This window comes from Neobacillus bataviensis LMG 21833 (genome assembly GCF_000307875.1).
In the GTDB taxonomy this organism is placed as follows: Bacteria; Bacillota; Bacilli; order Bacillales; family Cytobacillaceae; genus Neobacillus; species Neobacillus bataviensis.
This window is the reverse complement of the sequence record NZ_AJLS01000063.1, coordinates 18273-38950: the sequence shown is the minus strand read 5'-3', so window position 1 is coordinate 38950 and position 20678 is coordinate 18273. Positions and strand designations below refer to the sequence as shown.

20 protein-coding genes are annotated in these 20678 nt (G+C 38.2%); 17 read left to right on the top strand and 3 right to left on the bottom strand.

The features are described from left to right. Positions 1-4: 4 nt before the first annotated feature. The 4 genes from BABA_RS11855 to BABA_RS11840 are packed head-to-tail and all read left to right on the top strand — an operon-like array spanning position 5 to position 2758. A complete protein-coding gene (locus BABA_RS11855) occupies positions 5-475 on the top strand; it encodes a hypothetical protein (RefSeq protein ID WP_007085431.1) in 471 nt (156 codons plus the stop codon). Continuing rightward, complete coding sequence (locus BABA_RS11850) at positions 468-1088, top strand: hypothetical protein (protein WP_007085430.1); 621 nt, start codon at positions 468-470, stop codon at positions 1086-1088. The genes BABA_RS11855 and BABA_RS11850 overlap by 8 nt, the downstream gene beginning before the upstream one ends. Before the next feature lie 14 nt (positions 1089-1102). Beyond that, entirely contained in the window at positions 1103-1669 is a 567-nt protein-coding gene (locus BABA_RS11845; RefSeq protein WP_007085429.1) for a hypothetical protein, read from the top strand. A 21-nt stretch (positions 1670-1690) separates the two neighbouring features. Then, on the top strand, positions 1691-2758 hold the full coding sequence (locus BABA_RS11840) for an alpha/beta fold hydrolase (protein WP_007085428.1): 1068 nt from the start codon (positions 1691-1693) through the stop codon (positions 2756-2758). A gap of 81 nt (positions 2759-2839) precedes the next feature. Here BABA_RS11840 and BABA_RS11835 read toward each other — a convergent pair whose 3' ends face one another. Next, on the bottom strand, positions 2840-3619 hold the full coding sequence (locus BABA_RS11835) for an alpha/beta fold hydrolase (RefSeq protein WP_007085427.1): 780 nt from the start codon (positions 3617-3619) through the stop codon (positions 2840-2842). Positions 3620-3921: 302 nt separating this feature from the next. Here BABA_RS11835 and BABA_RS11830 point away from each other — a divergent pair, with 302 nt between their 5' ends. The 3 genes from BABA_RS11830 to BABA_RS11820 all read left to right on the top strand — a co-directional run bounded on the left by BABA_RS11830 (position 3922) and on the right by BABA_RS11820 (position 7044). Then, positions 3922-5058: a sensor histidine kinase gene (locus tag BABA_RS11830; protein WP_007085426.1), complete on the top strand. Its 1137-nt coding sequence runs from the start codon at positions 3922-3924 to the stop codon at positions 5056-5058. Then, positions 5055-5654, top strand: a complete 600-nt coding sequence (locus BABA_RS11825; RefSeq protein ID WP_007085425.1) for a response regulator transcription factor — start codon at positions 5055-5057, stop codon at positions 5652-5654. The genes BABA_RS11830 and BABA_RS11825 overlap by 4 nt, the downstream gene beginning before the upstream one ends. Positions 5655-5823: 169 nt before the next feature. Beyond that, entirely contained in the window at positions 5824-7044 is a 1221-nt protein-coding gene (locus tag BABA_RS11820) for a multidrug effflux MFS transporter (RefSeq protein ID WP_007085424.1), read from the top strand. Positions 7045-7070: 26 nt separating this feature from the next. Here BABA_RS11820 and BABA_RS11815 read toward each other — a convergent pair whose 3' ends face one another. Continuing rightward, entirely contained in the window at positions 7071-7916 is an 846-nt protein-coding gene (locus tag BABA_RS11815) for an alpha/beta fold hydrolase (RefSeq protein ID WP_007085423.1), read from the bottom strand. Between the two features lie 235 nt (positions 7917-8151). Here BABA_RS11815 and BABA_RS26025 point away from each other — a divergent pair, with 235 nt between their 5' ends. From BABA_RS26025 to BABA_RS11785, 7 genes are all read left to right on the top strand, one after another. After that, entirely contained in the window at positions 8152-8520 is a 369-nt protein-coding gene (locus tag BABA_RS26025) for an ATP-binding cassette domain-containing protein (RefSeq protein WP_051186044.1), read from the top strand. A 10-nt stretch (positions 8521-8530) separates the two neighbouring features. Beyond that, complete coding sequence (locus BABA_RS26020; protein ID WP_051186043.1) at positions 8531-9061, top strand: ATP-binding cassette domain-containing protein; 531 nt, start codon at positions 8531-8533, stop codon at positions 9059-9061. Beyond that, positions 9054-9896: an ABC transporter permease subunit gene (locus tag BABA_RS11805; protein ID WP_007085422.1), complete on the top strand. Its 843-nt coding sequence runs from the start codon at positions 9054-9056 to the stop codon at positions 9894-9896. The genes BABA_RS26020 and BABA_RS11805 overlap by 8 nt, the downstream gene beginning before the upstream one ends. A gap of 102 nt (positions 9897-9998) precedes the next feature. Next, positions 9999-10193, top strand: a complete 195-nt coding sequence (locus BABA_RS11800) for an IDEAL domain-containing protein (RefSeq protein WP_007085421.1) — start codon at positions 9999-10001, stop codon at positions 10191-10193. A gap of 286 nt (positions 10194-10479) precedes the next feature. After that, positions 10480-11055: a DeoR family transcriptional regulator gene (locus tag BABA_RS11795; RefSeq protein WP_007085420.1), complete on the top strand. Its 576-nt coding sequence runs from the start codon at positions 10480-10482 to the stop codon at positions 11053-11055. A gap of 29 nt (positions 11056-11084) precedes the next feature. Further along, positions 11085-12734: a copper resistance CopC/CopD family protein gene (locus BABA_RS11790; protein WP_007085419.1), complete on the top strand. Its 1650-nt coding sequence runs from the start codon at positions 11085-11087 to the stop codon at positions 12732-12734. A 23-nt stretch (positions 12735-12757) separates the two neighbouring features. Continuing rightward, on the top strand, positions 12758-13408 hold the full coding sequence (locus BABA_RS11785) for a YcnI family copper-binding membrane protein (RefSeq protein ID WP_007085418.1): 651 nt from the start codon (positions 12758-12760) through the stop codon (positions 13406-13408). Positions 13409-13459: 51 nt separating this feature from the next. Here BABA_RS11785 and BABA_RS11780 read toward each other — a convergent pair whose 3' ends face one another. After that, entirely contained in the window at positions 13460-14104 is a 645-nt protein-coding gene (locus tag BABA_RS11780; RefSeq protein ID WP_040346102.1) for a YczE/YyaS/YitT family protein, read from the bottom strand. A 238-nt stretch (positions 14105-14342) separates the two neighbouring features. Here BABA_RS11780 and BABA_RS11775 point away from each other — a divergent pair, with 238 nt between their 5' ends. The 3 genes from BABA_RS11775 to adhE all read left to right on the top strand — a co-directional run bounded on the left by BABA_RS11775 (position 14343) and on the right by adhE (position 20615). Further along, positions 14343-14792 carry an SRPBCC family protein gene (locus BABA_RS11775; RefSeq protein ID WP_007085416.1) on the top strand — a complete coding sequence of 150 codons (450 nt, stop codon included), beginning with the start codon at positions 14343-14345 and terminating at the stop codon, positions 14790-14792. Between the two features lie 172 nt (positions 14793-14964). Continuing rightward, positions 14965-17727, top strand: coding sequence for a phosphoenolpyruvate carboxylase (gene ppc / locus BABA_RS11770; protein ID WP_007085415.1), 2763 nt, complete (start codon positions 14965-14967; stop codon positions 17725-17727). A 284-nt stretch (positions 17728-18011) separates the two neighbouring features. Continuing rightward, entirely contained in the window at positions 18012-20615 is a 2604-nt protein-coding gene (gene adhE, locus BABA_RS11765) for a bifunctional acetaldehyde-CoA/alcohol dehydrogenase (protein WP_007085414.1), read from the top strand. Positions 20616-20678: the final 63 nt, after the last annotated feature.

Below are 20678 nucleotides of genomic sequence, written 5' to 3'. Positions count from 1 at the left end.
AGTCATGGATTCTAAGCATTGTGATCTCGTTTCAATCTATAAAAAAATCGAAGCACAGATGAATAATAGAATCCATGCAGAGACCAATACACGAACCTTTACGATGGCATTTGGAAGGGAAATGGAGGCACATCTGAAAAAGGCAAGGATTCACAGAAGGTTAACAACTAGGTGGTTAAATCGCCAAGGACTTGTGAATAAAGATGAACTAGCCGCTATTTCTAACAGAATTATAGATTGTGAAGAAAAGATTGATCTTTTGGATGACTCCATTTATCACCTTAATAAGATCCTAAAGGAAAATTATATCCAGCTAAGAATGGTTCGGGAATCGTGGGATGAATGGTTTATTTTTCTAAAAGATGAAGTAAGGGCAATACATGACGATAATGTCAATACACTTGAAAAAGAACTGCAAGAATTAAAACTATTATTTCATAATGAATTTGATTTGGAGGAGAGCGACAATGACTGAAACAAACGAAAAAATACTAGAAAGTCAAGAAACTGAGGGCAGCATGGATAAGGAGCTAACGAGCCTTGACCTATTATGGAAGCTTGGTTTTGACGAAGTAGATGCATGGGCTGAGCGTTTTAATAAACGTGATGAACGTTTCCTAGAGGCAGTGAGGAACTTCGTCGAAAAAGTGAAACAGAATCAAGAAAATGTGATCACGATTGCAGCTCAATTTAGTGTGGAGCTTAAGGACTGGGAGAAGGCGGCTCGCGAGGAATTCCTAGCAACCACAACGCCATTACAGCATTTCTTCCCGGTTAAATCATATGAGGAAATTAATCAAGTTGTGGAAGACATTCAAAACAAAACTACTCAATTATTGTTAACACCAGCACAAGCGCTAACAACTGGCCAATTTCAAGCCCTCGATAAGTACTTAGAAACCGTTGAACAATATATTTCTTTCAGAAAAAAATCGAGAGAAAAGTATATTGAAAGTGTGAAGAAAACAACGAATGTCTTATATGAAAATCAAAAATTATTTGTAAATTTGTTTGCAAAGCAAGTAAAAACAGCGATGTTCCCGTTTCAAAAGTATATGAAAAGTGTATCTGAGTTAACAAAAGCATAACGAGGTGAATGTAGATGTCTGGGAAAAAGCCATACGATCCATATGAATCCCTTCATAAGTTTAGCTTATTATGGGAAAAACAGGTCAATGATTTTATCTATCTTTGGACAAATAATAAAGAATTTGTGAAAATGTCTCATTTAGGGACGGAACTTCACTCCCGTTCACTTGAAACATTCAAAAAAAACCAAGAGGCAATCGCAAGTATGTTAAATTTGCCTACTAAAAACGATGTGACGAATGTAGCCAGCCTAACCCTTCAAGCAGAAGAAAAAGTCGAAGCTTTAGAGGAGCAAATTTGGGAGCTGCAGGATTCCGTGAAATCCCAAAGTAAAGAGATTGAAAGTGTTGTCGAGGTATCCAAGGAAATTATTAAACTAACAAAGCAGTTGAAAACAGAGTTAGTGAAAACAAAAAAGGAACTGGCCGATAACAAGGATTTACATGCTGAACTTCAGGAATTGAAATTTGAATTATTGAAACTTAATGATTTTAAAGAGGAATTTGAGACAATTAAAGGTCTTATTAAACAGGACAGGGCGGCAGAACCGGTATTAACTGGTACCGGTTCAGGAAATTAATAGAAGGGAGCGGAAAACACCTTGGCGATAGAATCACCTTTTAAAGAATACATTCAAGAATTGGATGTTGAGAAAGAAAAGAAGCGCTGGGAACAGCTGTTTAAGGTTTTTAGTGAACCGGAGCCGAAGATTGGTCATACACCAAGAACTGAAGTATGGCGAAAAAATAAATCGGTTTTATGGCATTATCCAGCGAAACAGAAAAAATATGAAATCCCATTATTTTTCGTGTATTCCCTTTTTAATAAACCATATATCTTAGATATCGCCCCAAAGGCAAGTGTCATTGAAGGACTTACCAACATGGGTTATGAGGTGTATTTATTAGATTGGGGTTCCCCTGGCTATGAAGACAAAAAAATGGGTCTCGATACGTATATTGAAAAATACCTAAGGACAGCTGTCAAGCGGGCAATACGCCATTCAGGGGCGGAAGAAATTACCCTTATCGGTTATTGCTTAGGGGGTACGATTGCATCCATCTACGCTTCGATAGCTGATGAGCCGATAAAAAACTTGGTTGTGGCAACAGTACCGATTGATTTCAAACCTTTTATCGGGCCAGATCAATGGGCAGAAGGCATGAGACAGGGCGATATAAATATTGACCGCTTTATTGACGCTTATGGGGTTGTCCCGCCACAATTAGTAGAGGGGATGTTCAGAGCAATAGGAGCACCAATTTATTTTACGAACTATACCATGCTGTTAAGTCGAGCACATGATCAGCGCTATGTAGATAAGTGGCGCAGGATGAATAGATGGACACGTGATCAAGTTCCTTTTGCCGGTGAAGCCTATAAACAATTAGCCAATGATCTTTTTAAAGAAAATAAGCTTGTTAAAGGCGAATTGATGATTGGCAATAAAAAGGTAGACTTAAAAAATATCACGGCAAATCTATATGTAGTTTCCGGGTCTAGAGACAATTTGATTTTGGAAGAGCAAAGTAAACCACTAATGGACTTAGCCTCAAGCGAGGATAAAACCTATGTTTCGGTTGAAGCTGGCCATGTTAGTTTAGCCCTTTCCGGACTGTTCGCTAAAATTGTTGATCAGTGGGCATCAAGCCGTTCAAATCAACTTTAACAGAATTTTGTAATAAATTTGGGTACAAGTAAATATATTATTAATAGGCAAATAAAGAGGGGAAGGATTAGTCCTTCCCCCTTAGCTTGCCATTTTGTGCTTATTTAAAAAATTGCGCAGTACTTTGTTAAAATCATCCTTGGCTTCGAGTTTTGCAATATGGCCGGTATTCCTAAAAATGACAAATTCTGAATGGGGAATTTGTTTGTGCATCAACAATTGAACCCAAACAGGAATGACAGAATCATATTGTCCACCTATGATTAATGTAGGGACATTAATTTTAGGCAGTAATCCTAAATTATTTACTTTTAGGCAGGCCTCCATTGATTTGAAATAGAATTCGCTATTTGGCCTGTAAAATTGATAAAAGTCTTCGAAATTCTCTCTTGTCCAGGAATAAAGACATATCTTTGCAGCTGTTTCTCTCAGGACTTCTGGGGATTTATTTTCAGCACGGGCCTGGCGGTATTTTAAAAATAGCTTTCCAAGATTTTTCGGGGCATAATGGAAGGTGCTGACAAGCATTAATGAACGGCACATTTTAGGGGCCTGGCGATAAATTTCTTGCGCAACCATGCCACCCATCGATAATCCGCAAATGTGCGCGCTTTCAATTCCAAGACCTTTTAAAAGAGTAATGATGTCATCGGCAAAGTGTTTAATTGAGATTTCACCAGGTGATTGATACTCACCGTGTCCGCGTAAATCCGGTATAATTAAGTCGTATTGTTCAGCAAAGTCAAACTGGTTTGACCAGCCCTCTTTTACCTCTCCAAGACCATGAATAAAAACTAAAGGTTCACCAGCGCCAAACCGCAAATAAGGAATATCGGAGCATAGCTTAAATAATTCTCCCAACTTGGATTCCTCCTAATGTTTTTAATAACATATGTTGCCTAGATTTGCGAGGTGTAAACATTTATAATATTCAGATTAGTTAAGTATATCATGACGATAAACATTTTATTACCTTATATATGTAAATTACATATATGAAACAGGCCAAAGATCCATATTTCGGATGAGGAAGGTAAAAAGCTTGTAAGGTTTAAAGATGTAGGGATTTCAGCTAAAATAGAAAATATAATAGAGGAAAATGAAGGCACTGTACGGTAATATAGAGTAAGTAAGACAATTCATTTTGCAAATGAGGTCTCGTTATGATTAAAAGGTATTTCACTTTCCAAAAAAATAATGGCATTGCGCCATATACTTGGACTATTCTTGCAATATTACCATTTTACTTTATTTTCCAATCCTCCTCCGCTATTAAAATAGTTGTGGGGATTTTACTTACCCTTGTGTTCTTTATCCTCTACCGGATTGCGTTTATTTCTAAAGGCTGGCCGGTATACCTATGGACATTGATTCTCATTGGAATCTCCATCACAGCGTCAAGCCTTTTCAGCTATGTTTATTTTGCTTTTTTCTTAGCCTATTTTATCGGGAATATTAAAGATCGGATTCCCTTTTTTACCTTGTATTTTATTCATTTGATTAGTACCTCTGCTTCGATTAACTATAATATCGTCATACATGAGAAGTTATTTTTAACACAGCTGCCTTTTGTTATTATCATTTGGATTAGTGTTATCCTTCTACCGTTTAGTATTTATAATCGGAAGGAGCGGGGGCAACTGGAAGAAAAGCTCGAGGATGCAAACAAAAGAATTTCTGAGCTCATCAAAATAGAGGAGCGGAATCGAATTGCTCGTGACCTTCATGATACGCTTGGGCAAAAACTCTCATTGATTGGTTTGAAGTCTGATTTAGCCCGGAGATTGATTGTGAAGGATCCAGAGCAGGCGCGCCAGGAATTAAAGGATGTTCAACAGACAGCCCGAACAGCGTTAAGCGAAGTTAGGAAAATGGTTTCTTCGATGCGGGGTATTCGCTTGAAGGATGAGATTCTTCGGGTTAAACAAATAATCAAAGCGGCTCAAATCAATTTCGTAAGTGAAGGTGAATTCACCTTGGTAAATGTGTCGCTGCTAACTGAGAATATATTAAGTATGTGTTTGAAAGAGGCCGTAAACAATGTGGTGAAACATAGTGAAGCCAACACCTGTTTCATTTCAATCGAACAATCGGGGAAGGAAACAGTGATGACGATTCGTGATGACGGTGTTTTTAAGGATAAAACGGGGATTTTAGCGGAGGGTCATGGACTGATTGGGATGAAAGAACGGCTGGAATTTATTAATGGCAATTTAAAGCTATTGACTAAGAATGGAACTACATTAATTATTAGCGTACCGAATGATGTCAAGCCATTTGAAAAGGAGGGGCGAAAATGATTAGAATCGTCATTGCCGAAGACCAGCAAATGCTTTTAGGTGCTTTTGGCTCATTGCTTAATTTAGAAGAGGATATGGAAGTAATCGGAAAAGCCTCAAACGGCGAAGAGGCCGTTACGTTAGTAAAGAAATTTCTGCCTGATGTCTGCATTATGGATATTGAAATGCCGGGTAAGAGTGGTCTTGAGGCCGCAGAGGAGATTAAAGGCCTTGGTTGCAAGGTAATTATTTTAACTACCTTCGCCCGCACAGGTTATTTTCAACGTGCGTTAAAGGCTGGTGTTAGCGGCTATTTGTTGAAGGATAGTCCAAGTGAAGAGCTGGCAAGCTCCATTCGAAACGTGATGGCGGGCAGACGGATTTTTGCACCGGAATTAATGGACGATGTGTATGGCGAAGAAAATCCGCTAACTGATCGGGAAAAAGAAGTGTTGGAGCTTGTTGCAGATGGGAAGAATACGAAAGAAATCGCCGAAGAATTGAGCATTAAAACTGGAACTGTACGGAACTACATTTCCATTATTTTAGATAAACTTGAGGTAAAAAATCGCATTGAAGCCATCACCCAATCAAAAGAAAAGGGATGGTTTAAATAAGGTATTTTTACGGTGTGGTACACCGTAAAAATACCTTATTTTATTTCAATAGCACAAATTAGTTTTATTTTTCTGAATAATGTACTATTATTTTTTTATTGGGTTGAAGGGAATGGACGCCAATCCTGTTCGGCTTTTTATAAAAATTTGAAAGGAATTGATTCACTAAATGGGAGAACCTTTAAATAACGTAATAAATAGTGAGGGAATCTCTCGCTCAAAAAGGCTATGGATGGCAGCTGTATTGGGAACATTAGCAGGGTTTGGCCCGTTATCCATTGATATGTATTTGCCAGCGCTTCCTGAACTGGCAAAAGATTTTCATGCAAGTCAGTCACTTGTTCAATTAAGTTTAACCTTTTTCTTACTCGGGTTATCTTTTGGGCAGTTATTGGCAGGACCAATCAGTGATGTTCGCGGTCGCCGCTTGCCGCTTCTTATTGGATTGATAACCTATTTTGTCGTTTCACTATTGTGCGTATTCAGTCCTTCAATCTGGACACTAATTGGATTACGGTTCGTACAGGGGTTAGCAGGTTCCGCCGGGATTGTCATCTCAAGGGCAATCGTCCGCGATTTATATTCCGGCCCAGAATTAACAAAATTCTTCGCATTGCTTGCATTAGTTAATGGTGTTGCCCCGATTTTGGCGCCTGTATTGGGTGCACAACTTCTTAAAATGGTTCCTTGGCAAGGCGTGTTTGTGGTCTTAAGCATAGTGGGATTAGTTATGTTTTTTGTCGTATATTTCGGTTTACCGGAGACACTTCAGAATGAAAGAAGATCAGCAGGTGGAATAAAAAATACATTCAGTACCTTTTGGAATTTAATTACGGATCGCAGCTTCTTCGGCTACGCTCTTGCTCAAGGACTTGTTTTTGCTGCCATGTTTGCCTATATATCTGGCTCCCCTTTTGTTGTGCAAAATATATATGGCGGTTCCCCACAATTGTTTAGTCTGATTTTTGCCATCAATGGTGTAGGGATTGTAATCGCCAGTCAAACAACCGGCAGACTGGCTGGAAGGGTTCACGAGTCCAAGCTTTTTGTTTTCGGATTGGGAGCATCCTTAATCGGAGGAATTGTGTTACTTACTCTTTTGTATTTACATGCAAGTTTATTTCTTATTTTGCTGCCGTTATTTTTTGTCGTTTCAAGTGTTGGAATGGTGAATACATCAGGATTTTCACTTGCTATGCAAAGCCAAGGGAAAAATGCGGGCAGCGCTTCCGCTCTGTTAGGGGTTTTGTCACTTGCAATGGGTGCGCTCGTAGCACCGCTTGTTGGGATAGGGGGAGGGCAAACGGCTATTCCAATGGGAATTGTGATTTTATGTGCTGGTGGGAGTGCAGTCCTTTCCTACATTTTTCTTGTCCCAAGAAATAAATAAATTCAAAATGGCAGCCGAACCCACTTCTAATCGGCTGCCGTTTTAAATGATCCTATAAAACTTTTGATATATTCGAATACCTCAATGGGACGTTCTTCTGGGAGTGCATGGCCAGTTTCTTTTAAAATGATCAGTTCCGAGTTGGCTAAATCTTTGTTAAGCTGTTCTCCGACTTTAAGTGGCATCGATTTATCATGATCCCCCCAAAGCAATAGGCAGGGGGTTTTAATTTGTCTAAGAATGCAGGCAGGAAGATCCCCCTCGCGGTCACGAATCATTCTGGTAAGTGCCACGAAAATTTCATCTTGTAAAAATGGCTCAAGGTAGCCATTAATCATTTCATCATTGATGATAGCGTGGTTATAAAGTGTATCCTCTAAGTTTTTCTTCACTCCCATTCGGGCAAACTTATACTTCACAAATAAATGGAAATAGGGAATGTAACTGGAGATGATTAATGGCAATTTAAAACGCTTTAGATAGGCTGAGCTGCAAAGAAGAATAGCTTTGTCGGCAAGCTCTGGCATCATATGCAGGATATTTAGAACTATTTGCCCACCCATGGAATGACCAATAAAGGTCATTTTTTTTAACCCTAATGATTCTGTAAGTGTGATGACAGTTTGAGCAAGATTCTTATAAGAATACACATATTGATTGCATTTCGCACTTTTACCAAAAGGGGGAAGATCAATCGACAACACTTGATATTCTTTCTTTAAAAGAGAAATTAAATGGCGGAATGTAAAGGTGGAAGAAAGAAAACCATGCAATAAAACAAACGTTTTTTTTGATGTTTGGTGTGGATAAAATTCATAATAGACATTAATGTTATTGACCGGTTGACAGCCAGTGAATACGGCTTGTTCCATTTATCCTTCCTCCTGTTCCTAGTTGTAAATAATTAAAATTAATATACCCCAATTATCAATCCTTCCATCAAAAAAAATGAGAAAAGACAAATGGAAATACGGGAATTGATTTGTGACTCTTCAAAATATTAGTACAAATCTCCTATGCAAATCTGATAATATTAAGTCAAATTGCTATTTAAAATGGTGAGAATGTTTTTTTGGTGCCTGACACCAATATTAAGGGAGTGATGGTTTGAATATTATTGAGGTTTTTCAAGTGGATAAACTGTTTAATGGCCGTCCCATTCTGAAGGATGTTTCTTTTTCGATTGAGGAGGGAAGTATCAATGGTCTTTTAGGGCCAAATGGTGCGGGAAAGACGACGATGATCCGTTTGCTTAATGGGGTCATTGAGGCTACAAATGGAAATATGAAGGTGATGAATTATGATCCCAAAACGCAGGGGGATGAAATTAGAAGGAAGTCAGGTATCGTGACAGAGAGCGCAGCCTTATACCATGACATGAGTGCATGGGACAATCTAGTCTTTTTTTCTAAGATTTATAATGCCTACGATCCAAAGCGCATCACCCATTTACTTGAACAATTTGAAATGGGATAAAAAAGACCAATTGGTTGGAACGTATTCGACAGGGATGAAAAAAAGAATAACCTTAGCAAAGGCCCTTCTTCATAAACCTAAAGTTTTATTTCTAGATGAACCAACCAACGGATTAGATCCGGAGGGAATTAATGATGTGATGCATTTATTAAAGAAGGTAAATAAAGAGGAAGGGGTAACCATTGTTATTTGCTCTCATGTCCTCCACCAGCTTGAAACAATTTGTGATTCTTTCTTGTTTTTACAAGAAGGTCGGATTATTGAAAAGGGAACTAGAAGAGATCTGGAAGAGAAGTATTTAACAGAGATTAAGCTATTGGTCGAAACGGGTCTAAAACTAGCCAATACCACCGGAACTTACATGGGATTCCAATACACAAGAAAAAGTCCAACACAGCTTGAATTCACGTTACCTTCAAAATATGAAATTACCCAGCTGCTTCAGGGAATTCTTAAAGAAACATGGGTGCACTCAAGTGAAATTACCAACAGGAGTCTTGAAGCCCTTTACTTTAAAATAAGAGGTGAAGACTATGAATAAACAAATCATATCGGCCATTGCCCGGAAAGATCTTAAGGCGACCTTTTCTTCCAAAAAGATTTGGGTTCCGATGATTATTCTTCCATTACTCCTTTGTATTATTTTTCCGACAATCTTTGCTTACATTGGCATCCATACGGGTTTAATTGGCGATTCCTCCAAGGATTTGGAAAAACCAATTAATGACCTTATAAGGAGCTTTCCAAATGAGCACATACGAAACACGCTTGCAGCCTTACCGAATTTGGGATATCAATCAGTTTATTTCTTTTTAAACTTTATGATGATTCCTTTTTTCTTACTAGTCGCAATCATCAATTCGATGGTAACGGCCTCGAATAGTTTTGCCGGAGAAAAGGAAAGAAACACACTAGAAACATTGTTGTTTGCGCCCATTTCCGTAAGTGAATTATTCTTAGGAAAGGTTATTGCTTCCTTAATTCCATCCTTACTGATATCATTTGCTGCCTTTATAGTTAGCGCAATTATTGTTAATTTCATTACCTATCCATATTTCAAAGAAATTTTATTTTTAAATTCCACATGGCTCATTTTAATGTTGTGGGTGATTCCCGCGCTGGTAATCTTTAATATCATTTTAAATGTGCTCGTTTCTGCAAGGGTGAAATCTTTTCAGGAAGCACAGCAATTTGGTGGGCTTTTGGTATTACCGGTTGTTGGCCTTTTAATTAGCCAAGTGAGCGGTCTGTTTTTCCTAAGTCCCTTCATACTTCTTATAATTGGTGCAGCCCTGCTCATTGCCAATGGATTATTATTAAATGTTATCACAAAATTCAACCAAAGAAACACCTTATTCGAAAGCCAAATTCATTAATTAATAAAACAAATAAAAAATATTTTTGAAAAGTAAAATAAAGTGTTTGAATTTTTAGAAAACTAAAGGTATAATAAAAAAAAGCTCAAGGAGTTGATTTCCATGGAAAAGAAATTACTAAATTCACCACAACATTCGGAAGAGTATACAGATGCTGCAGTCGCTGAGATGTTCTTAAACAATGTCCTGCTTGAATTTAAAAAGGAAAAGATCCGTAAGGAAATCGACCAAACATTACAAGATGGCAACAAAGAATTGTTCCTCAAACTAACAGAGGAATTAAAGAAAATTTCGTAATTCAATTACTAACGAACCTACTTCTATTAAAAAGAATCCCCAATCCATTGGACTGGGGATTCTTGGCCGTAATTAAACATTTAGAACCGTTTGGGATCCTCCATTCGGTTTTTTTATTTTTCTTTTCTCAAAAGGGGCATAATAATGGTTATGTTAGTTTTTGTTTAAAAATGTGAAAGTTCAACAATAATTCACAAATTATTCATATTGTTATATTGTTTACATCGTTTACCTCGGTTAAACTAGAGCCATGGGAGCGGTCATTTAGAATAAAGAGGGGATGAAAATGTTACCGATTGAACGGAGGCAACAGTTGTTAAAATGGTTAAAAGAAGTGGGCTCATTATCCATTGCTGAAATTAGCGGCCGTTTACATGTTTCTGAGATGACGGTGTATCGGGATATTAGACCATTATTAGATGAAGGACAAATTATTAAAACTTCTGGGGGCATTTCGTTAGCACCAGTTTCTCAAATGTCTTCAAATACCTGTAATTATTGTCTAAAAGAATTACATAATCGTCATCCTTTTCAAATCATTACCAATGATTTAAAAGTGGAGCAATTATGCTGTCCGCATTGTGGTTTATTAAGGTACAAGGATATCGAAAAGGATGTATCGCAAATTATCTGCCGTGATTTTCTGCAGAATTCTACCATTAGTGCCAAAATGGCTTATTATCTAATGGACACAGATTTCAACTTGAATTGTTGTCAGCCACAAGTATTAACATTTGAGTCTTTAAAGCACGCAGAACAATTCCAAAAAGGTTTTGGCGGAGTTGTGATGCGCTTTGAAGAGGCAATAGATGAAATTCAAAAAAGAATGAACGGCGCAATGGGATGTTTATGTAAAAAATAAACAATTATTTTCTTTAGGGGAGTGGTGGATTGAAAATAAAAATGAAATTCAGCATGTTTATGGTGATCGTTTCCCTGTTTCTATTTTTATTTCCATCTATTTTTTCTGCCCATGCTTATATTAAAAAGTCGACACCGCTAGAAAATGAGATGATTGAAAAATCACCAAATGAAGTAACCATTCAATTTGATGAAACCATTCAGCCTGCCTTTAATTCGCTTAAAGTCTTTGATTCGGAAGGGAATAGGGTCGATAAAAAAAATGGACGGATTGATCCAAAACAGCCGTCTATTCTAAAAAGTGGATTAAAGAAAAATCTTCCGGATGGGATGTATCGAATAAAATGGAAGGTTGTATCAAGCGACGGCCACCCTGTTGAAGGAGTTATTCCTTTTCAAATAGGTACTGAAGATCAAGGCTCAGCAGTTATACATAAAGAAACAAACGGCTACACACCGAAAGCAGATCTTATTATCATCCGCTGGCTGCAATATTTCAGCAATTCTTGCTATGTCGGGCTTCTGTTTTTTTACATGATTATTTTGCCAAAAGAATATCGGCAAAATGGTTCCAAAGATAAACTGTTCATTAGGTTGTTAAGTTCGAGTTTTGTGCTTTTATTCCTTAGTATTCTGCTCAGTTTGCCATTACAGGCCACAATTGAATCTGGTTTCCCATGGAGTGAAGTGTTCAGCTTTCAAACATTCGAAAATATGTTAATGAACACATCCTTCGGCCAAACATGGATTTACCAGGTTGCCATCCTGTTGACACTTGCCCTAATAACGTCATTTATCGGAATGGCAAAAAGCACGAAAAAGATCATTTTATGGGTCTGTTTAGCTTTAGGCACAGCATTGCTTCTGACAAAGGCACTAACAAGCCATGCAGCAGCCCAAACCAACCAATTATTAACGGTATCATTGGATTTTCTTCATTTACTGGCTGCATCAATTTGGATAGGAAGTTTAATTGGATTTGTAGCTTTGTTACCTTGGCGTAAGACCGAAGAAACGAAGCAAGAATTTATCCAAATGATAAAAAGCTTCTCTAAGTGGGGGATTATCCTTGTACTTCTTTTAACCTTTACTGGGGTGTTTGGCAGTCTATTATATATCCCAAACCCTTCCTCTCTTGTTCAAACGAGCTATGGAAAGGTATTAGGTATTAAGGTTATATTGTTTTTGTTCATGCTCATCCCTGCAACTGTAAATTTTATAATTGGAAAAAGGAAAAAAGAAAAGGGACTTGCAGCTTCACTATGGGGCGAACTTTCCGTTGGAGTGGTGATCCTTATTCTTTCCGTTGTTTTAACCAATTTACCAACTGCAATGCAATCACCTGGGCCATTTAAGGAAACAAAAAATGTGAACCAGGGGGAACAGGTTATATTAAGTGTGACGCCCAATAGTATAGGGGAAAATTTATATGAAGTTACGTTAAAAGACCGTAAAGGGAAGCCAATCAATGATATTGAACAACTACACCTAACCTTTACCATGCTTGACATGGATATGGGAAAGGAAACAGTTAATATGGAAAAAGTTGCTGAAGGCAAGTACAGGGTGCAAGGTTTACATTTCATAATGGCTGGCGACTGGAACGTCCATGTTCACGTTTTGACTAAATCGTTAGAAAGCATCGATACCGATTTTAGCGTTTTGGTGGGAAGCCAATAATAAAACATTCGAGGAGAATTCATATGAAAAAAATGATGAGTAAGATTTCAAAAGTATTTATTCCAGCCGTAATCAGTTTGTTTTTCTTTTCAAGTATTGCAAGTGCGCATGTAACAGTAATTCCGAAAACCTCCGCAACAGGTGCATGGGAAACCTATACCTTAAAGGTTCCGGTTGAAAAAGAGTTAGCAACAACGAAAGTTACCGTTAAAGCCCCTGAAGGAGTAGAGGTAATGTCCTATCAAGCAGTTCCTGGATGGACCTACTCTTCTGAAAAAGATGCTAGTGGGAAAGTAAAAACCTTTACATTCGAAGCAACTGGTGAAGGGATTTTACCTGGTCAATTCCAACAATTTGTTTTCGTGGCGAAAAATCCTGATAAGGCAACAAAGGCAGCATGGGATGCTTTTCAATATTACAAAGATGGCAGTGTCGTTGAATGGACTGGCGATGAAGGTTCTGATTCTCCCCATTCCATTACGGATATTGTGACAGCAACTTCAACCGATCACCATGATACAGCGACGACGGAACATGCTGAAAAAACGGATAAGGCGCAAACAACTGATACAGAGAAAGAGGACGAAACTTCCGATTCTCTGCCACGTATCTTATCTGGTGTAGCAGCATTACTTTCACTTATAGCGCTTGTTCTTGCTATTCGAAAGAAATAACTAAATATTTAATTTGAAAACAGGAGAAGCCTTTTTGCTCTCCTGTTTTCATTATATAGCAATTTTTTCATTTGCCTGGTCTTTTTTCTTCTTGACAGTTTCCACCAACACTTTAAATAGCATTAAAGAGCGTTGAAAAACAGGGCTTTGTATGAAGGTATAAAGGAATGTGGCGATAAACACCGGGCCGCCTAATAAGAACCCAATCACGAGGACGAAACTTTCCACGATCATACGAGCTTGGCTTACTGACAATCTAGTTTTATCAGAAATCGAAAGCATAAAGCCATCCCGTGGACCGGCACCAATCCCTGCTGCGACATACATGCCGCCGCCGATACCTGTAATCACTATCCCAGAAAGGAGAATCAGATAATCTAGCCAAGTATTTGTTGCCTTTGGAAGAATATCTAGCCAGAGGAAAAAATCCATGATAGGTCCAATACACAGTGCATTTAAAATGGTTCCCAGGCTTATATAATTGCGGGCGACAAACAAGGAAATGATGATTAAGACCAGCCCGCATATTACGCCCCATGTGCCGATGGTTAATCCAAAATGCTGATAAAGTGCCACATTTAGAACTTCCCAAGGGTGCAATCCCACATATTTGACCTTAACGGCGATGGCATTACCCAGCCCAAAAAAGGTTAACCCCAAAAAGAATAAAAAATACTGAAAGAGTTTCAATCTTATGTTCCCCCAATGGTTTTGATGACTTTTCTGAATATTAAAACCTATCTACATATCTTAAAATGTACTGTCCATTATTTCAATAGCTAATTTGAATTATGATTAGAATAATACAACCATAACATTTACGGTAAATGGGGATATGTTTCTTCTATAAACAAAAAATTCAACATATATTTTAAAAATAGACCTTCAGTGATTTGAAGGGTTTTTACATTGACAATGAAAGAGGGATACAACAATGCCAAGTGAATTACAACAAGTAGAATTAGATATCCCGATTGAAGTGATTTGGGACTTTATCAGGGACGAAAATAATTGGGCACCCCTTGTCCCAGGGTATATACAACATGAAAAAATTAATGACCGGCAGATCAGCTGGGAGTTTAAAAGTGACCTTGTTGTCATGAAAAAAAAGGTCACGCTTGTCATTGATATTAAAGAGTGGAATGAACCAAGTAAGGTAAGCTTTGAACTAAAACGGAAGAACGAAAAGTATATTGGTGAAGGCTATTTTGAAGCAAAAGCAATAAATAGAAATAAAACACGGATTACCGGGTTTCTCGAAATCAACGCAACAGGGCCAATGGGAACTTTAGCAAATACGCTCTTCAAAAAGGCCATCCAAATAACAGACGAAGAAGTGGCCGTTGCCATCTCTTCAAAACTCGAAGATTTTACTAAAAAATAAAAAGTAAAGTCGTAAATCCTGATAAACAATGGGTTTCGGCTTTTTAATTTGTCCTTTTTCTGCCTAAAGTGATAAAGTAAATATTAATTAATTATTGAACTTGTTCAATAAAGAATGTTATATTTATATAAAAAATTTAGCGAATCTTTTGAATAAAGGGAAGGTGATCAATATGGCAACAGAAGAATTGAAAGTGAATGACAGCAGTCTTCCATTGCGCCGCGATGTAAAATTACTAGGGAATATGCTAGGAGAAATTCTGGTTAACCATGGTGGTCAAGAGCTTTTTGAAAAAGTAGAAAAAATAAGACTTATGTGTAAAACACTTAGGACTCATTTTGATCAAGAGATTTATAAAGCCTTAAAGGAAGAGATTGCCGGCTTAAGTTCGCCCATGCGAAAACAAGTCATTAGGGCATTTTCAATGTACTTTCATTTAATCAATGCTGCGGAGCAGAACCACCGTATAAGGAGACGTAGACAGTATCAGCTTCAAGACGAAACAATTGTTCAGCCTGCCTCGATTGAAAGTGCTATATTAAAACTTAAAGAAAATGACATTCATGATGAGGTCATTCAAAATGTATTGCAAACCTTATCGCTTGAATTAGTCATAACTGCACATCCAACAGAGGCAACCAAACGTTCCATCTTAGAGATTCAGCAGAGGATTGCCGTGTTATTAAAACAGCTCGATCATCCATTACTATCGACAAGAGAACAAAAAAAGATAGAGGAAAGCTTGTTTAATGAAGTAGCTATTCTTTGGCAAACCGATGAGTTACGCGAACATAAACCGACTGTTTTGGATGAAGTACGAAATGGGTTGTATTATTTTGATCAGACTCTATTTGAGGTGCTGCCTGAAATTCATCAGGAGGTCGCAGAGTGCCTTGAGAAAAATTATCCGAACACATCTTGGGATGTTCCCAATTTTCTTCGTTTTGGATCATGGATTGGCGGCGACCGTGATGGAAACCCAAATGTTACCCATGATGTGACTTGGGAAACCTTAGCTAGACAGCGAAGACTTGTCTTAAAAAAGTATAAAAATGTATTAATAGATTTAATGAAACGATACAGTCATTCCACGACAAGGGTTGAGGTTAGTGACGAGCTTCTTACCTTCCTTGAGGAAAAGGAAGACTTATTTTTAACAGAAGAGAAAAAATGGCCGATAAAAACCGAAGTTTACCGCCGGGTCTTTGCTATGATAATTGAAAGAATACGGCAAGTCGGTAAATCCGGCTTAGGTTATCAATCAGCTGATGAATTATTAGCCGATTTGTTCATGATAGATAATAGCCTAAAACAACATCATCCAACGGCACATGAATTAAAAATTATTCAAAAGCTGATTCGTCAAGTCCAGATGTTTGGCTTCCATTTAGCCACACTTGATATCCGTAACCATAGCGGTGAGCATGAGGCTGCTATGACGGAAATTCTGCACAAAGTCCAGATTGCTGAAAATTATGCAGCACTGTCTGAGGAAGAAAAGATAAAAATATTGCAAGATATTCTTATGGATCCGCGGCCGCTTCTTTTACTAAATGAAGATTATTCAGCGGAAACACAGGAAATGATTAAAGTGTTCCAGATGATTAAATCTGCTCAGGAGGAATTTGGAAAACGAGCAATCACTGTATATCTTGTTAGTATGACAAAATCATCTAGTGACTTATTGGAGGTTCTTGTGTTAGCAAAAGAAGCGGGACTTTACCGGCTTCATGCGGACGGAACCCTAGAAAGTCATTTACACGTTGCCCCATTATTGGAGACCATTGATGATTTAACAGCCGGTCCAGTGATAATGGAAAAACTTTTCAACATGCCTGTATATCGCAATCATTTGCAGATCTTAGGAAATCAGCAGGAAATTATGCTTGGGTACTCTGATGGCAGCAAAGACGGCGGAACATTAACGGCTAACTGGAAGCTGTATAAGGCACAGATTGAAATTCATGAAATGGCCAAAAGGTATCATATTGGACTAAAATTTTTCCATGGCCGCGGGGGATCATTGGGACGTGGCGGCGGTCCATTAAATAAAAGTATCCTTTCTCAGCCGGCGGAAACAGTTGGCGATGGCGTTAAAATTACCGAACAAGGTGAAGTGTTGTCTTCAAGATATCTCCTTGAGGATATTGCCTTTCGTAGTTTGGAACAAGCGACATCTACCTTAATTCTAACTGCAACGCATGTTTTGAAAGAAGAGCACGGGTATTTTCGGAAACAGGAATGGGAAGTTGCGATTGAGGAAATTTCCAGCGATGCTTTAGCAAAATATCAATCACTTGTCTTTGGAGACCCTGATTTCCTAACCTACTTTACGCAAGGAACACCATTAAAAGAAATCGGTGACTTAAATATCGGCTCGAGACCAATGAGCCGTAAAAATAAAGGCCGATTTGAGGACTTAAGGGCGATTCCATGGGTGTTTGCTTGGACACAAAGCCGTCAGCTCCTTCCGGCATGGTATGCTGCTGGTACGGGATTAGAAAGCTTTGCTGCAAATAACGAGCAAAACCTTAAGCTTCTACAGGAAATGTATGAAAAGTGGCCATTCTTTCAATCAACGATTGATAATCTCAATATGGCATTGATGAAGGCAGATATTACTACTGCAAAAGAGTATTTAACACTTGTTGAAGATCAATCAATTGCAGATAGAATTTTTACCGATATTCTAGATGAGTATGAAAAAACAAAAGCAATTCTTCTTAAAATTACCGGTGATAAAGAATTACTTGATCACACACCAAATATTAAAGAATCTGTATTCAGACGAAATCCATACGTGGATCCGTTAAACTTTTTGCAGGTGGATCTAATTAAAGAATTACGAAAACAGGACGAGCCGAATGAAGAATTATTAACGGAAGTCCTCCTCACCATAAGCGGAATCTCTGCCGGTTTACGGAATACAGGTTGATATAGCTTTAAAAGGCGATAAACTTTTTCAAAAGGTTTATCGCTTTTTTTTATCGCGAAATTTGAGAAAAAACAAACACTTTAAGTGCGTTATATTTTTGAACATTTTGTGAACCTTTTAAAAATGAATGGCTATTCATTCATTTTTGCGCAAAATTCGACACTTTTTGATTAATGCAACATGGTATATTTTAGCCAACAGAGAGATAAAGGAGTGAATCTGAAAAGTTCAAGTACTGTTCTTGTTAAAATACAAAAGTTTATGAATTCTGGAGGGGATTATGAATGGCTGTAAAAGAAAAAGTTGTACAAGAAAAACATTTAGTTCCAGAAATGATTGATACATTAGCCAATAACGCTGCAAAGGCACTAGGAGAATTTCGCAGCTTCAATCAAGAAATGGTGGATGAAGTTGTCAAACAGATGGCTCTTACAGCACTCGAAAACCATAGATATCTAGCGAAACTAGCTGTTGAAGAAACAAAAAGAGGTGTTTATGAGGATAAGGTTTTCAAAAATATGTTTGCTACTGAGTGCATCTATAACAACATTAGAGATATGAAAACAGTGGGAGTAATAAGTGAAAATGAGAATGAAGGTATGGTTGAAATGGCTGAGCCAGTAGGTGTCATTGCTGGAATTATCCCAATAACAAATCCAACTTCGACTGTGATCTTTAAATCGTTAATTTCACTTAAAACGAGAAATCCGATTATTTTCGCCTTTCCTCGTTATGCTCAAAAATGCTGCACGGTTACAGCTGAATTGCTAAGGGAGGCAGCAATAAAAGCAGGGGCACCAGAACATTGCATCCAGTGGATTGAAATTCCTTCCCATGAAGCGTTCCAAACCTTGATGAAACATCCAAAAGTTTCGCTCATTCTTGCAACAGGCGGACCTAACCTTGTGACAGCTGCTTACAGTTCGGGAAAACCTGCACTTGGTGTCGGCGCTGGGAATGTTCCATGTTATATCGAAAAAACAGCCAATATCAAGCGGGCCATCAATGATCTTATACTGTCGAAAACGTTTGACAATGGGATGATTTGCGCTTCAGAACAGGCGCTTATTATTGACAAAGAAATATATGACGAAGTAAGGCAAGAATTAATTGCAAACCATTGTTATTTCCTAAATGAAGAGGAGCGGCAATTGGTTGAGCAAATTGCTATTGATCCAAAACACTCCGCCCTGAACCCAATGATTGTTGGATTGTCTGCTTATTTGATTGCAAAAATGGCAGGTGTAAATGTTCCCGTTCATACGAAAATCCTAATTGCCGAGTTAGAAGGAGTAGGTCCGAAATATCCGATTTCATGTGAAAAATTAAGTCCGCTTTTGGCCTGTTATAAGGTAAATAGTACGGCAGATGGTTTGCAAATTGCTGAGGAAACATTAGAATATGGCGGCCTCGGGCACTCTGCGGCAATTCATACAGCTGACCAAAATCTTATCAATCAATTTGCACTGCGGATGAAAGCAGGACGAATTATTGTCAATACACCTTCAACACATGGGGCAATCGGGGATATCTACAATACATCATTGCCATCCTTAACAATTGGATGTGGAACCTATGGGGGTAACTCTGTGTCGCAAAATGTTGGAGCAGCAAATTTAATCAATATTAAAAAGGTAGCAAAAAGGAGAAAAATGACGCAATGGTTTAAAGTGCCCTCACAGGTTTTCTTTGAGCAAAATTCAATTCAAATGCTGGCTCAGATTCCAGGCATCTCAAAAGCATTTATCGTTACAAGTGGAAGCTCTATAAAAAATGGTTATGTTGATAAAGTTCTCTATTATTTGAAAAAGAATGGCGCTCATATCCAGTTTGAATCATTCTCAGAAGTAGAACCAGATCCTTGTATTGAGACGGTCATGAATGGTGCAGAAAGAATGAAAAAGTTCCAGCCGGATTGCATCATCGCTCTTGGCGGCGGTTCCGTTATGGATGCTGCAAAAGCAATGTGGTTATTTTACGAACATCCAGATACGGATTTCCATAGTCTAACGCAAAAATTCTTTGATCCGTCTAAGAGAGTGGTGAAATTTCCCGCTCTTCGCAGGAAAGCAAATTTGGTGGCAATTCCAACCACATCCGGGACAGGTTCAGAGGTTACTTCCGTTACCGTTATTACTGATAAAAAGACCAATAAGAAATATCCGCTGGTAGATTTCCAACTGACGCCTGATATTGCCATTATCGACCCGCAGTTTGTCATGACAGTTCCGAAACATGTTACCGCAGACACAGGGATGGATGTTCTGACCCATGCAATTGAGTCTTATGTATCGGTTTTGGCAAATGATTATACAGACGGATTGGCACTTAAAGCCATTCAACTTGTTTTTGAATATTTACCTCGGGCATTCAGTGATGGAAGTGATGAACTAGCACGGGAAAAGATGCATAATGCATCGACAATCGCCGGAATGGCATTTGGTAACTCCTTTTTAGGTATCAATCATAGCCTTGCCCACGTGCTAGGCGCCGAGTTTAGTATCCCGCATGGACGTGCAAATGCTATCCTCTTGCCGCATGTAATTCGCTATAATGCCGCAAAACCAAATAAATTTATGACCTATCCTAAATATGAACATTTTATTGCGGATGTGCGATATGCGGAGATTGCCAAAATGCTTGGACTCCCTGCTAGCACAACAGAAGAAGGGGTTGACAGTTTAATCAAGGCGATTGTCAGCCTAGCAGAAAAATTAGATATTCAGATGAGCATTCAAGCAAATGGTGTCGATAAAGAAGTGTTTGAAAACAAAGTAGCTTTACTTGCCGAACATGCATTTGACGATCAGGATACCATAGCAAATCCAAAACAACCGTTTATTAGCGAACTTGCAGAAATATATCGTAAAGCGTACATGGGCGTATAAGTGTGAGAATCAGTGCCAGGTTTCTGGGACTGACTCATAATGTTAACACAGTAAACTCCTTCT